14 protein-coding genes are annotated in these 13,311 nt (G+C 48.1%); 6 read left to right on the top strand and 8 right to left on the bottom strand.

The genetic code is table 11. From position 1 onward, the window contains the following. Positions 1 to 8: 8 nt before the first annotated feature. On the top strand, positions 9 to 1,004 hold the full coding sequence (gene btuC / locus PQQ36_RS10410) for a vitamin B12 ABC transporter permease BtuC (protein ID WP_273661149.1): 996 nt from the start codon (positions 9 to 11) through the stop codon (positions 1,002 to 1,004). Beyond that, positions 994 to 1,758, top strand: coding sequence for a vitamin B12 ABC transporter ATP-binding protein BtuD (btuD, locus tag PQQ36_RS10405; protein ID WP_273661148.1), 765 nt, complete (start codon positions 994 to 996; stop codon positions 1,756 to 1,758). The genes btuC and btuD overlap by 11 nt, the downstream gene beginning before the upstream one ends. A 98-nt stretch (positions 1,759 to 1,856) precedes the next feature. On the opposite strand, the gene PQQ36_RS10400 is transcribed toward btuD, so the two are convergent. From PQQ36_RS10400 to PQQ36_RS10390, 3 genes are all read right to left on the bottom strand, one after another. Next, a complete protein-coding gene (locus PQQ36_RS10400; RefSeq protein WP_013571938.1) occupies positions 1,857 to 2,432 on the bottom strand; it encodes a nucleoside triphosphate pyrophosphohydrolase family protein in 576 nt (191 codons plus the stop codon). Between the two features lie 149 nt (positions 2,433 to 2,581). Next, positions 2,582 to 3,142 (bottom strand): DUF1415 domain-containing protein, encoded by a 561-nt coding sequence (locus PQQ36_RS10395; RefSeq protein WP_011150122.1) that lies wholly within the window; start codon positions 3,140 to 3,142, stop codon positions 2,582 to 2,584. A 72-nt stretch (positions 3,143 to 3,214) separates the two neighbouring features. Beyond that, entirely contained in the window at positions 3,215 to 4,423 is a 1,209-nt protein-coding gene (locus PQQ36_RS10390) for an MFS transporter (RefSeq protein WP_238827323.1), read from the bottom strand. Between the two features lie 94 nt (positions 4,424 to 4,517). Here PQQ36_RS10390 and PQQ36_RS10385 point away from each other — a divergent pair, with 94 nt between their 5' ends. Next, positions 4,518 to 5,387, top strand: coding sequence for a LysR family transcriptional regulator (locus tag PQQ36_RS10385; protein ID WP_017422186.1), 870 nt, complete (start codon positions 4,518 to 4,520; stop codon positions 5,385 to 5,387). A 6-nt stretch (positions 5,388 to 5,393) separates the two neighbouring features. Here PQQ36_RS10385 and PQQ36_RS10380 read toward each other — a convergent pair whose 3' ends face one another. Beyond that, positions 5,394 to 5,624, bottom strand: coding sequence for a glutaredoxin family protein (locus PQQ36_RS10380; RefSeq protein WP_011080612.1), 231 nt, complete (start codon positions 5,622 to 5,624; stop codon positions 5,394 to 5,396). Between the two features lie 134 nt (positions 5,625 to 5,758). On the opposite strand from PQQ36_RS10380, the gene PQQ36_RS10375 reads away from it, so the two are divergent. Genes PQQ36_RS10375 through PQQ36_RS10365 form a run of 3 tightly spaced genes read left to right on the top strand, consistent with a single transcriptional unit; the run spans position 5,759 to position 7,637 of the window. Further along, positions 5,759 to 6,271, top strand: coding sequence for a YgjP-like metallopeptidase domain-containing protein (locus PQQ36_RS10375; RefSeq protein ID WP_013571934.1), 513 nt, complete (start codon positions 5,759 to 5,761; stop codon positions 6,269 to 6,271). After that, positions 6,271 to 7,365 (top strand): 23S rRNA (adenine(1618)-N(6))-methyltransferase RlmF, encoded by a 1,095-nt coding sequence (rlmF, locus tag PQQ36_RS10370; protein WP_263179338.1) that lies wholly within the window; start codon positions 6,271 to 6,273, stop codon positions 7,363 to 7,365. Before PQQ36_RS10375 ends, rlmF begins: the two co-directional genes overlap by 1 nt. 56 nt (positions 7,366 to 7,421) lie before the next feature. Further along, a complete protein-coding gene (locus PQQ36_RS10365) occupies positions 7,422 to 7,637 on the top strand; it encodes a hypothetical protein (protein ID WP_011080609.1) in 216 nt (71 codons plus the stop codon). Between the two features lie 92 nt (positions 7,638 to 7,729). Here the strand turns inward: PQQ36_RS10365 and pilW are convergent, their stop codons facing one another. From pilW to PQQ36_RS10345, 4 genes are all read right to left on the bottom strand, one after another. Continuing rightward, positions 7,730 to 8,464, bottom strand: a complete 735-nt coding sequence (gene pilW, locus PQQ36_RS10360; RefSeq protein ID WP_263242006.1) for a type IV pilus biogenesis/stability protein PilW — start codon at positions 8,462 to 8,464, stop codon at positions 7,730 to 7,732. 174 nt (positions 8,465 to 8,638) lie between these two features. Beyond that, entirely contained in the window at positions 8,639 to 9,580 is a 942-nt protein-coding gene (gene metA, locus PQQ36_RS10355) for a homoserine O-acetyltransferase MetA (protein WP_011080607.1), read from the bottom strand. A 160-nt stretch (positions 9,581 to 9,740) separates the two neighbouring features. Beyond that, positions 9,741 to 11,645, bottom strand: coding sequence for a bifunctional metallophosphatase/5'-nucleotidase (locus PQQ36_RS10350; RefSeq protein ID WP_273661145.1), 1,905 nt, complete (start codon positions 11,643 to 11,645; stop codon positions 9,741 to 9,743). Positions 11,646 to 11,874: 229 nt separating this feature from the next. Further along, entirely contained in the window at positions 11,875 to 12,981 is a 1,107-nt protein-coding gene (locus tag PQQ36_RS10345) for a M20/M25/M40 family metallo-hydrolase (RefSeq protein ID WP_225470732.1), read from the bottom strand. Positions 12,982 to 13,311: the final 330 nt, after the last annotated feature.

The raw sequence follows: 13,311 nt of genomic DNA, 5'->3' as shown, positions 1-13,311 counted from the left end.
CATTGCCCATGGAACTGCACCAACTGATAGCCCACAAAGAGAAGCGATGGCGAGCCACCTTATTGGTGATGTTGGCTGTGCTTTTGGTTCTCTCTGCTCTCTATTTGATGGTAGGTGAAGTCTTTCTTTCTCCGTTTTCTTCCTTGAGCAGCTTTGAACACAAGCTGTTGGTTGATCTGCGCCTGCCGCGACTGGTGGCGGCAATGGTGATTGGCGCGGCATTAGCGGTCTCGGGGGCAACGTTACAAGTCTTGCTTGGCAATGTGCTTGCTGAACCTGGTGTGTTAGGCATCTCCGGTGGGGCCAGTTTGGCCATGGTGATTGCGCTCTTTTTATTGCCTGTGATGCCGACGCCAACGGTGTTTATGCTAGCAGCGATCATTGGTGCCTTGGTTTTTACGTTGATTTTGGTGGGGATGGCAAGAGCGATGCACTTGTCGACCTCTAGAATGCTCCTCGTGGGGGTGGCGCTCGGTATTTTATCGGGCGCGTTTGTCACTTGGGCCTTTTATTTCAGTGACGACCTCAGCTTACGTCAACTGATGTATTGGTTAATGGGGAGCATTGGCGGGGCAAGTTGGCATCATCATCTGGTGACACTCGTGTTGCTTCCGGTCTTGGTTTGGCTCTGTCTGCAGGGCAAAACTTTGGACAAACTGATGCTCGGTGAAACGCACGCCGTGCAACTGGGCGTTGATGTGCACAAGGTACGTTGGCGGCTGATTTTGGCGATCTCCATCTTGATTGGCTGTGCGGTGGCCCTTGGCGGCATAATCAGTTTTGTTGGTTTGGTCGTGCCTCATTTGCTACGCATGGCGTTTGGTTCCGAAAACCGATTCTTGTTGCCGCTGTCGGCGTTTGCCGGGGCGACGTTATTGGTCTTTTCTGACATTTGGGCAAGAACTTTATTGGATTCGGCAGAGCTGCCGCTGGGGGTGATGACCACCACCATTGGCGCACCCATCTTTATCTGGATGCTGATAAGGAGCCACGATGCACATTAATCATATTAGTGTCGGCAATCGGCTTTTACCCCTGTCTTTTCAATGCGCTGCAGGTGAAAAAGTGTATGTGGCGGGCCCAAACGGTTCTGGAAAAAGTACCTTATTGTCAGCCATCGCGGGCACACTGAGCTCGCGCGAAGGCGCCAAAGGGGAAGTGTTGATCAACGAGACCTCTTTACTCACGCTGCCTTTAGCGGAACAAGCGATTTATCGGGCTTACCTGTGCCAGCAATCGAGACCGGCGTTTAATGTCGACGTGTTTCAGATGTTGGCGCTTTCGTTACCGGCTGGAAGGCATGTGACTGAGCCAGAGGTTCAAGCGGCTGTGCGTAGAGTGGTGGAGTTGGTGCAGCTGCAAGACAAGTTGCATCGCAGTGTGCAGGCCCTCTCGGGTGGTGAATGGCAACGCGTGCGTCTAGCTGCGGTGTGCTTGCAAGTGTGGCGCTCGTTAAATCCTTACTCGCAATTACTGATCTTGGATGAGCCTGCCGCGCCACTGGATGTTGCCCAAGCGAAGTGGTTGTATCAACTTATCGATGAAATGGCTGCGCAAGGCTTGGTGGTGATTGTCGCCAATCATGATCTCAATCGTGTTTATCAACATGCGGACAAGGTGTTGTTGCTCAACCAAGGCGTGTTAACCGCTTATGGCTCCGCAGACGAAGTGATGAGTGTGGAAAATCTACAACAGGTATTTGAAACGCCAGTGAAAAAAGTGGCCGTTGAGGGGCAGCCGTATTTGATTTTCACTTAGCTTTTATTGAAAGCCGATAAAAAGCCCGCACTTAGGCGGGCTAGCTTCATCAAACGGTTGGTTTGCTAAAAACGGATGGCCAACTGAGAACAGATGGCTTACTGAGTCAGCGGAACCAAGTCTGCAGGGCGGTAGTAAACCGATTTCAATACCTTACCAGCACGAATCGTTTTACCTTCGCCTTCGAAATCTTCGGCACATTTTGCAATCAGGTAATCACCTTTTTGCACCGCCATCAACTTAACACCTTGCTCTGCGTAGAACTTCTCAGTGTCGGCATATTCTTGTTCATTGCGGCACACTTTGCTCATGTTGCTTGAGTGCACTTCGTCCCAGCATGGAATAAAGTCGATACCACGATTTTTTGCGACGTTTAGCAGCAGATCAATCAAGTAGCTGATAGCAAGATTGTCTTCAACGTTTGCCGCGCCAAGGTGGACTAGGCGACCCATAAGCACGTAGACCGAATCAACAATCGCATCTGCTTGTTCTGTTTTGCTATCCGCTTCCGCCAACTCCGTCATCTCTTCGATGATCAAAGAAGTGTGTAGCGTATCCGCTTTTTCATCTAGGCTTTCTGGTGCAGCCACAGGCAAATCAAACGTGCTACGGAACTCAGTGATGTCACGGTAAAGGTGATCAAAAATGTCTTGGGTAAGTTGAGACAATTGCATGTGTTTTTCCAATAGTTTTACGTAAGGGCGAATGATACCAGAGCCTAGAGGTAAGCTCTATCCCCTTGCCAATTGAAGCAGCGGCACTTGTGGCTCAGTGCGCATGGTCGCTGCCTCAGATTTGGTTGATGTTCTTTGCCCTATGCTGTTTAGCGAAAAAGATAAGGGAATAGCTTTTTACGTTCTTCTTCATTGAGCGCTGAAACACGAGCAATGTTGGTGTCAGGGATCGATTCTGGGTCAGGGTAATGGCGCAGTACCTTTTCCATGCTTTCTTCTCGAATGAGATGAAAAATCGGATAAGGCGATCGATTGGTGAGGTTTTCATCGTCTTCTGGCTCGGCACCACCAAAACAGTAGTCCGGATGGAAGGTGGCCACTTGGAAAACGCCTTCCCAATCTTGTTGTCTGATCAAGGCTTCCACCCAATCGATGAAAAGATTGTAATCCCAAAAATCACTGAGCATGTTAGGGATAACAACCAGCGTGGTTTCTAACTCACTGGGCTCCGTTTGATCGAGCTCCATCAGCAAGCTGAGAATATCTTGCAGCAACAACTCTTCGTTATCGGCATCACTGACGTGGATTTTGATTTGCTGATTGCGTTGCGGTTTGGCGGCAAATGGGCAGAGATTTAAACCAATCACCACATCGTTGAGCCATTGGTTCACTTCTTGATGAATGGTTTGTTGTGTTGAGCTTTGAGTCATGATCTTATTCTATTGCGTGTTGAGGGGGCAGTATAACCACTCGTGGAGTTCAATCCTATCCCCTTTGACGACTCAAGGATGTTTGACCAAGGCCTCTTCCATGCGCGCGTATTTGGGTTTTTTCAGTTGCAGTATCACGGCAAACAGCAACACATACATACTCAGCGCTGCGATGATCACACCATTCCATTGCCAATGTTGCCAGCAATAGAGCAAGAAGAATCCGCCAAGGCTACCGCCTACATAGTAGTGCACCAGATACATCGCGGTTGCCGTTGCTTTTGCGTGAGTGGCTTTTTGCCCGACCCATCCATACGCCAAAGTGTGCGTGAAAAAAGCGCCGAAGGAAATCAGTACTAAACCGATAAACATGGCGGCTAAATGTTCAATCGAAGTGATTAGCATGCCAAACAAACTGATCGTTGCGCCCAGCAACATACCGCTGACCGGATGAAAATGTTGATTCCACTTTCCGGTGTATTTGGAGCTGATGGTACCGCCGAGGTAACACAAAAAAATCAATGAAGCGAGGCCAACGGGCAGGCCGTGCGGTTCTGCCACCAGGCGAAATCCCATCACGGAATAGAGGTTCACAAAAAGGGCAAAATTGAGTCCGCCGATCACCATCGCCAACCAAACTCGGGTGTGACGCAGGTGCTGGACGATGGTCTGATTGTGTTGCCATAAGCTGTGAGTGCTGGGGGAGAAATGTTTCTGCTTGGGCAGCAAAAAACTCACCGCAATCACGCCCAGTAGCGTGAAGACCAGCATCACCTCAATTGCGACCGTGGTACCAAACCAATCGGACATCAAACCGCCACTGATTCGTCCGCTAATACCGCCGAGTGAATTGGCCGCAATGTAACCGCCGATGGCGTGGCTAAACGCTTTGGGGTGCAACTCTTCCGCCATGTACGCCACGGCAACTGCCGCAAAGGCCGCCAACGCCACCCCAAGGAGCGCTCGGCAAATGACGATAAACAAGAAAGAGTCGTTAAGCAGCAGAGCGGCACTGCACAGTGGAATGGCGAACAAACCCGCCAACATGACCGTGCGTCGGCCAATTTTTTCAGACAACACCGCCATGGGGACAAGGCTAAGGGATAAACCCAGTGTGGTGGCGGCAAATACCCAGTTTACCTGTGTTTCCGATACCGCGTATTCCAACGCCAATTTAGGCAGCATGGGTTGAAAGAGGTAAAGATTACAGAAAACTAAAAACGAACCGAGTGCCAAGGCAATGGTGATATGGCGATACTGAGAGCTGCCGAGTTCGTACATCTTAATTCTCCTACTGATTTGTGAGCACAGTATCAGTCACGTCGTGATAAACAAAATATATTAAAAATATGATGACGATATATTTTTGATCTAGATGGAATCGAAACAACTCAAACAATTTTTGGCGGTGGCCGAAGAGAAAAATTTCACTCGTGCTGCGCAGTCTTTGCATATCGCGCAGCCTGCCTTGAGTGTCTCAATCAAAAAGCTCGAACAAAGCCTCGGCGTGACGCTATTTAAGCGTGATGACAAACAGATCGCACTGACAACGGAAGGGCAAACCTTGTATGAGCATGCCAAACGTGTCGTGCAGCAACTGCATGATGCCGAGTTGGCGATGAATGAACTGAAAGGGCTTGAGAAAGGTGAGGTGCGCCTTGGTGCGCCAAGCATGATGGGCAGCTACTTCTTTCCAGAAATTTTAATGGCGTTTAAAAGTCACTATCCCAATCTAAAATTGACACTGATTGAAGCGGGGACGCAGTCGATTCGTAAGATGCTGCTTGATGGGGATTTGGACATTGGTGTGATCACGGAAAACGACGTACCGGACGATTTAGAAATCGACCACCTATTCTCTAGCCAGATGATGGCGGTTGTCGGCAGTGAGCATCCGTTATCGCAACGAGCATCCCTCACTTTTGAAGAGTTTTTTCAACATGAACTGGTGATGTTCAAATCGGGTTATTTCCACCGCGATTTTCTCGATCACTTTAGCCAGCAGCATGGCATTGAAATGCAGTATTCTTTTGAAACCAATCTATTGCCATTGATTTTGAAGATCGTAAAGCGAGAGTTTGCCATTACTGCGCTGCTTCAATTGGTGACCGAGAATGAGAGTGGCGTGGTCGGCGTGCCATTTTCTCCGCCCGTCACTCTGAACCTAGCATTGGCTTGGCGACGTGGCGGCTATCTGTCGGTGGCGGATCGCACCTTTATCGAATTTATAAAGCAGTATGTTTAGCTGTAATCACTTATCGCCATACATGCGTTCAAAGTTCTTCGGGTTCCAACCAATCATCAAACGGTCACCGATTTTAAGTACAGGCACAGAGCGCGCACCAATCGCGTCGAGCTCTTTACGACCGCGATGCATCTTGGCATTACACAAGCGGTATTGAATGCCTTTGCTATCCAGATAGCGCTGCGCATCTTTGCAATGTGGACATTTGTCTTTGATATAGAGGACGACACGTTTCATCTTGTCTTGCCATGTAATGAAAAGGGGCGCAAGTGTAGCCAATTTCGCTGCGGACGAAAAGAAAAAGCGATGAATCAAGGGGCGGAGTCAGGTAAACTAGCGCGCTTTGAAAAATGATCAGGTCCGATTCCATGATGCATCCGTCACTTCGCTACATTCAGGGATACCCGCAGCATATCGTGCAGCAAGTGGCCCAATTGATTGAGTCACAACGTTTAATTCCTTGGTTTGATAAACGCTACCCTGTGCGTCACGACATTCGCAGTGAAAAAGCGTTGTTTGACTACGCGATGCAGATCAAGAACCAGTTTATGAAGAAAACGGGCCCCATCAGTAAAGTGGTGTACGACGGGAAAATTCATCTGATTAACAACGCGCTCGGCTTGCACAGTGTCGTCTCTCGCAACCACGGCGGTAAACTCAAATCGAAAAATGAGATTCGCATTGCCAATGTGTTTAAAGACGCGCCGGAGCCTTTGCTGCGCATGTTGGTTGTGCACGAGTTGGCGCACATTAAAGAGAAAGAGCATGATAAAGCCTTTTACTCTCTTTGCTGCTACATGGAGCCGGACTATCACCAACTAGAGCTGGATGCTCGTCTGTTTATGATTTACCTCGATTTAAAAGCTCAGGAAGCAAAAAAATAATGACGAACAAACGAAAATCCGCCAAGCCATTAGAGCCTGCGAAACGAGCCCCAAAACCGCGCACGAAAAAGAGTCGTGATCTCAGTGCGTCTGAATCGAGTTGTGATTTTGTCAAAGTTACGCGTGCTGGGCTGCATTCGCGCAACAAACATCAAGGGCGTTACGATTTTGCTAAGTTAACGCAGGCGCTGCCATCGCTTGCTCCTTTTGTGATCAAAAATCCTAAAGGTGAGGCGAGTATTTCTTTTTCAGATTCAATGGCAGTAAAAATGCTCAATAAAGCGCTGCTCAGTGCTTACTACCAAGTGGCAAATTGGGACATCCCAGCAGGCTATTTGTGCCCGCCAATCCCCGGGCGTGCGGATTATATCCATCGTCTAGCGGAGCTCTTGGAAGGAGAGGTGAAAGGTACATTTCCTCATGAGAAAGTTCAGGCGTTGGACATCGGTGTCGGTGCCAATGCGATCTATCCCATTATTGCGATTTGTGACTATCGTTGGCGCTACACGGGTAGTGACGTTGACCCTAAATCGATTGAGTCAGCGCAGCGCATTGCTGACTCTAACCCAGTGCTGCAGGGGCAGCTTGAGCTCAAATTGCAAGACCAGTCACAGCATATTTTCCAAGGCATTATTGGCCCCACAGACTACTTTCATGTGACGACATGCAACCCGCCATTTCACGCTTCGGCACAGGAAGCGGCGTTTGGCACGCAACGAAAATTAGACAACCTCGCCGCCAACCGTTTGAAAAAAGGTGTAACAGCAAAAGCTGGTTCACAAAAAATCTCGAAAAACAAACCTATACTTAACTTCGGAGGTCAAAATTCTGAGTTGTGGTGTCAAGGTGGAGAATCCTCCTTCTTGAAGCGCATGGCGAACGAAAGTGAGCGTTTTGCCCATCAGGTTTTGTGGTTCAGTACGCTCGTTTCGAAGAAAGACAACGTAAGACCTCTACGTAAACAGTTGGAAAAATTAGGTGTACGCAGTATTCGTGTCGTCGAAATGAGCCAAGGACAAAAGGTCAGTCGCTTTGTTGCTTGGTCATTTATGGACAAACAACAAAGAGGAGAGTGGATCAAACTGCGAGAGTGATGGAGACAATCATCCCGAGTTAAAAACGAATAGGTTGCGTAATAGGAGGGCATGCGATGGATTTTGAAATTTATCTACCCTGTCAGCCAGATTGGCTGTGTGAAAGCTTCCTGAGCGTTTTTACCATTCTGCTCATCATTGGCTTAATTGCGTTTATTCGGATTATTTACCGTGAATATCTGACGATTAAGAGAAAAACGAAGGTGCGTAAGTTACGCAATACGCACCGAAAAGATCGCTACAAAATCCGCAACTCAACCTCAAGACGTTGAGTCATGTGGGCGGTAAAACCATAAAAAACCTCTGCTTTTTGGGTAGAGGTTTTTTGTTAGTCGCGTCTTTTGAATTCATCCGCCAGCAATCGCTAGCTTTGGCGGGCAGTCAATTTGTCCAATTCACTCTGATACTTCTTCACCAGCGCCACATTGCCTGCTTTGCCTTCTAAATCGATCATCAGTTTAAGCGAGGGAATTTGCAACCCATAGCTTTGGTGGAAGCGCATCAAGCGTAGGCGCGCTTGGGGGTAGTTACCGGTATCGATTTCCAACTTAGCGAGGTTGAGCACCGATTTGGGGCGGTGTGGGTCGTAGTCAATCGCACGAGTGAAATAGGTTTGCGCTTTTACATTGTCGCCCGCCTTCAGAGCGCAAAACGCGGCGTTTTCATAACTGGCAGGAATCAAGTAGTAGTAAGGTTGCTCGATGGCACGATTAAACAAACGATCCGCTTTGTCATACTCGCCCTTTTTGCATAAAAACGTGCCGTAGTTGTTCAATACGTTGCCGTTTTTTGGGTGCTGACGAGCCGATTTTTGATAAATATCCTCGGCCTTGCCGTTTTCACCAACGCGCTCGTAGTAGTGGGCCATGGAAAGTTGCGCTCGGTAATAATCAGGAGCGTGAGTCAGGGCTTGTTGTAAGTTGTCATGGGCTTTGATCATCGCGCCATTTTCTAGATAGCCAAGCCCCAAGGCAATGCGAGATTCTGCCATGCCAATTGGGTCCGGATCTTTTTGTGCTTGGCCTTCAGTGACTGTGACACACCCAGTCAAAAGGGTAAGTGCTACCAATTGCGGCAAAAGAAGAGTTTGTTTTTTCATCGTTTTCGTTCTTTTTAATGTGGCCTGAAGAGATGATAAATCCTTGGGGTCTATTGCCTACCAATCGACATCGACAATGCGAGTCACTTTGCATAAACGATTAACGGGTATAAACGACAACAGGCCGCGTGAAAGGCGGCCTGTTGTAAAAGAACGGTTTGATTTCGTGTGGCGCTATTCGTCCTTAGTAAACGCTTCTTCGCTGAAATGATCGAGATCGTAAGGCGTTTGTTGGTAAACGCAGTAGTTCAACCAGTTCGAGAAAAGCAGATGGCCGTGGCTACGCCAGCTTGCAATTGGCGGATTATCTGGGTTGTCGTTGGGGTAGTAGTTAACCGGAATTGCCGGCTCCATGCCTTCACCCAAATCGCGAATGTATTCATTGTGCAGCGTGTGCGGGTCATATTCTGGATGGCCAGTAACAAAGACGTTGCGCTTGTCTTTGGTGGTGGCTAGGTAAACACCTGCATCGTCAGACGTCGCGAGAATATCCAAATCGGTGTGTTCTGCGAGATACTCTGGCGAAAAATCGGCGTAGCGAGAATGGGGCGCTAAGAAAGAATCATCAAAACCACGCAAAACCGGATGGTAAGGTTTGTGAATACGGTGGTGATATACGCCAGAGAGCTTCTCTTTACGCGTTTTCTTCGGCAAATCGTAGAGCAGTTTGAGCCCAGCTTGTGCTGCCCAACAAACATAGAGGGTGGAAGTCACATGGGATTTGGCCCATTCCATAATGGTTTTGAGGTGATCCCAGTAAATGACATCTTCAAACTGCACCAAACCAAGCGGCGCGCCGGTGATGATCAGGCCGTCGAAGTTACGGTTTTTCACCATCTCAAACTGACGATAAAAATTATCGAGATGTTCGGTTGGGGTATTTTTGCTCGGGCGATCGTCAATACGCAGCAACTCAACGTTAACCTGAAGTGGGCTGTTGGAAAGCAGGCGTAAAAACTGAGTTTCTGTCTCTATTTTTTTCGGCATCAAATTGAGAATCAGCACCCTTAGTGGACGAATCTCTTGGCTTGCTGCACGGGTTTCACTCATTACGAAGATGTTTTCAGTACGCAAAACATCGGCGGCTGGTAATTGATCTGGAATACGAATAGGCACAGCTTTCTCCCTAAGCTAATCTCTTTTAGACGTCTATACATCTAAACCTATCCTATTTTTTTTGTGATGTCGACAGGCAAAAGCGCGCGGAAGGGAATTTTATTGTGACAATTTTGCGAGAGAAAAAATGTGCACCTACCAAGAGGTGCACAGACGTGGTTTATGGGTTCAGTGCTTCGATGAGGATCAACTCGCGCTTAAGATGTTGTTTCTCTGTAGGATTCGCTTCCTCAATTTTGGCAAGGCGGGAAGTAATGGCTTCGTTTTTAGCCTGTGGATTGGTGAACACCAGTGCTTTGACATTAATTGAAGCTATGTTGGTGTAGCGACCATCTTCACTGGCAGGTACATCGATTTTGCCTTCGTTGATCAACTGTTTGACGATCGCACCTTCTTTCTCAAACCCCTGCAAACCAAAGAGTTTCCAACGTTGCATCGGTTGGCCGACGTATTGTCCCTGTTTCTGCTCGGTGAGGTAGCGAATGGTGAGATTTCGGATGGTGCCTTGTTCTTCACCGTATTTTGCTTCGGTATCAAACAGCACAGGGAAGGTTTGACCCTCTAATACGCCGCCTTTTTTGGTCAAATGACCCATACGGTAGCTATTCATGCCAATACGAATCTCGCTGTCGTCTAACACGGGTTTGCCATCGGCAAACTTGAGATCAGTAATGCGTTGGCCTGCTTGCTGAGTTAAGTCGATGGTGTAGGTGACGCCCGCGAAGAAGTCGTTGGTTGAGTACTTTGAGGCGCGTCTTTCAGGATTAAAGCTGTATGTCACATCCCCCGGTTGCACAGAATTGAAGTAACCAGCAGACCACTCCATGTACTGCTTCAACTCTTTGCCCGTCATTTGATAAACCGTGATTTCGCCACCCGCATATTGGTAGTTGTATGCGATGTCTTTAGCTTTGATGGGGCCTACGTCCAACTTGGCGTTGTCATTGTCAATTTGCAGTGCAATGACGTTGGCTTGAGGTGCGTAGAAAAAACTCGCTTCTTGGAAAAGTGCACTGATCCCTGTGTCTTGAACATGCACTTGCGGGATACCACGAATGTCGTTTTCTGGTACTAAATTAACACCAGTAAGCTGCGCCACTTCGCGGTTGGCCATTTCACGCAGACGCTTGTGATACGGTTCGTAGAGTGATTCCATCTTGTCATCCGAATCGACGCCTTTGATCTTGTAGGTGTAGCTGTCTTTGTTGATCAAGGTAAATTGGCCATTTTGTTCTTCAAACTGCAAGTCAATGCGTGACAGCGCGCGGCCATATTTGTCGGGCTCGGTGATGATGACGCCATTGACCACGGCTTTATCAATGCGCGTATGCATGTGGCCGGCCACAATGGCATCGAGCTCAGGGTTGCCGTTGGCAATGTCGGTGACACCGGTGTCTGCGATGTCGTTTTCATTGTCGAGGCCCATGTGGGCAACTAGCACAATCGCATCAACTTTGCCCTCAATCTGCTTGACGATTTTTTTCACTTCCAGCGTCGGGTTGGTGAAGGTCATCCCTTCAAGGCGATTGGTTCCTTCAGCGAAGACTTGCGTCATGGGGGTGTCCATTCCGATCACGCCGATTTTTATCCCACCACGCTCAATGATGGTGTAACCCGGCAAAAACGGGTTGCCATCAGGGCGTTGAATGTTGCCTGCCAGAGAGGTGCCTTTGAATTGGGTGAGAGAGCGATTAAGCACGTTCAAGCCAAAATCAAACTCATGATTGCCTAATACCCAAACGTCATAGTTCATCTCATTGAAGCCGAGCATCATCGGATCGATCGGCTCTTCTTTAAACGTTTCGACAAAGTTGCCTTGAATGGTGTCACCAGCGTCGACCAAGATGACGTTATTTTGTTCTTGGCGAATCGCTTTTACTTTGGTGGCGATTTGGCTCAGGCTGCCGCTCATATTGAGTTTGTCCGCAGCGTAGTCCCAAGGCATAAAATGGCCGTGAAGATCGGATGTGCCGAGAATAGTAACGTTATGGATATCGCCATTCGCGGCGAGGGCTGGAAAAGTCAGGGAGAGCGCTATTGCACTGGTTAACAGGGTCTTTTTCATTTGATTATCACGTTATTAATTAAAACCAAATGCATAGTAATCATTTGAATAGCAACTAAATGTGATGATTATCGATAAATCTATGAAAGATAAGCTCTCGTTTCATTGCTTTGCGAGATCTAAAGAACTTTCAACGCAATGGGTGATCAGAACTTGGATCCGAGAGAAAAATAGGAGAGGAAACAAACAACAGAGAAAACGCACTGGCGAGGCCAGTGCGTCGAAGGGGTTACTTGGCTAAGTAGTGAGTCAAAAATTCGGTGATTTTGACCATGTCCGTAATGGCAATGAACTCTTCCGTGGTGTGTACTTTTGACATGCCGGTGGAAAGATTGACCGTCGTTAAACCCTTGGCATTGAAGTTATTGGCATCACTACCACCTCCAGTGCCTTTGGTCATCGCGTCCACACCAATGTCCGCAAAAGCTTGCTTAATCTCCACGACGTGAGGATGGTCATCGCTAAGCACAAACGCGTTGTACGCACGGCTGGACTCAATCTCCACTTCCGCACCATGTTTTTCGGCGACACGCTCAAAAGTCGTGATCATGTGCTCGACTTGCGCATCGAGCTTTTCTGCATTGAGTGAGCGAGCTTCCGCGACAATTTTCAACTCTGGCATGACGATGTTTGTCGCCTGACCTCCGTGAACCGTGCCAATGTTGGCGGTCGTTTCCGCGTCAATACGCAACAACTTCATTTGATTGATGGCATCGGCGGCAACCATAATGGCGCTGATGCCTTCTTCTGGTGCCAAACCTGCGTGGGCTGGGCGGCCTTTAATCGTGGCGACGATTTTCTGTTGGCCAGGTGCCGCCGTGACAATAGAGCCAATTGGGCCACCAGTATCCAGTACAATCGCTTGCTGAGCAGTGACGTAGCTCATATCAAAATATTCGGAACCAAACAGGCCGCCTTCTTCATGCACAGTAAAGGCAAGCTCAATGGTTTTGTGCTGTTGATTCTGCTCTTTCAACAGACGGACCGCTTCCATAATGGCGGCGATGCCCGATTTGTCATCACCACCAAGAATGGTGTTTCCTTTTGAACGGATAATGCCATCTTCAATCACAGGCTCAATGCCATTTCCCGGCGCCACGGTATCCATGTGACAACTTAACAAGATGGAACCTTCAAGCTCACCCTCTAGGCGTGCATAGACGTTAAAGCCATTGGAGATGTGCTCTGGCACAGGCAGTTTGTGCACGGTAAAACCCATGTCGCCCAACTGTTCTGCCAGCGCTTCGGCAATCGCTTTTTCATTCATCGACTCACTGTCGATGCGCACTAACTGACAAAAATGCTCGATAAGACGTTCTTGGTTTACTGGAATCATTCGGCTGATCTCTCTTTTGCTGTGGGCAGCGCCCGTGTAGGAACAGAATGCTCCATTGTGCATAGTTGGCAGACAATAAAACTGCGTTGAATCAAATAAACGGACTGACTGACACAATAATGACGTTTTAAACAGCGAAAAAATAACCATCAGTCATTGGTTAACATAATGTTTACATTTGCGATGGGTGTGTAAATTGCCTCGTACAACGCAAAGGGGTAATCGAAGAAGGAATGACACGCTTTTGAGTCAAATTATGGTTATTGGCTTGTAGTGTAACAAATGCTTTACATTTTTGCGGGGGGATTGAGTTTTTCTTGAGTAGACAGG

The organism is Vibrio sp. CCUG 15886 (genome assembly GCF_028570825.1).
Taxonomy (GTDB): Bacteria; Pseudomonadota; Gammaproteobacteria; order Enterobacterales; family Vibrionaceae; genus Vibrio; species Vibrio vulnificus_B.
Note: the sequence above shows the minus strand (reverse complement) of the source record. Positions and strands in the feature narration are given on the sequence as shown.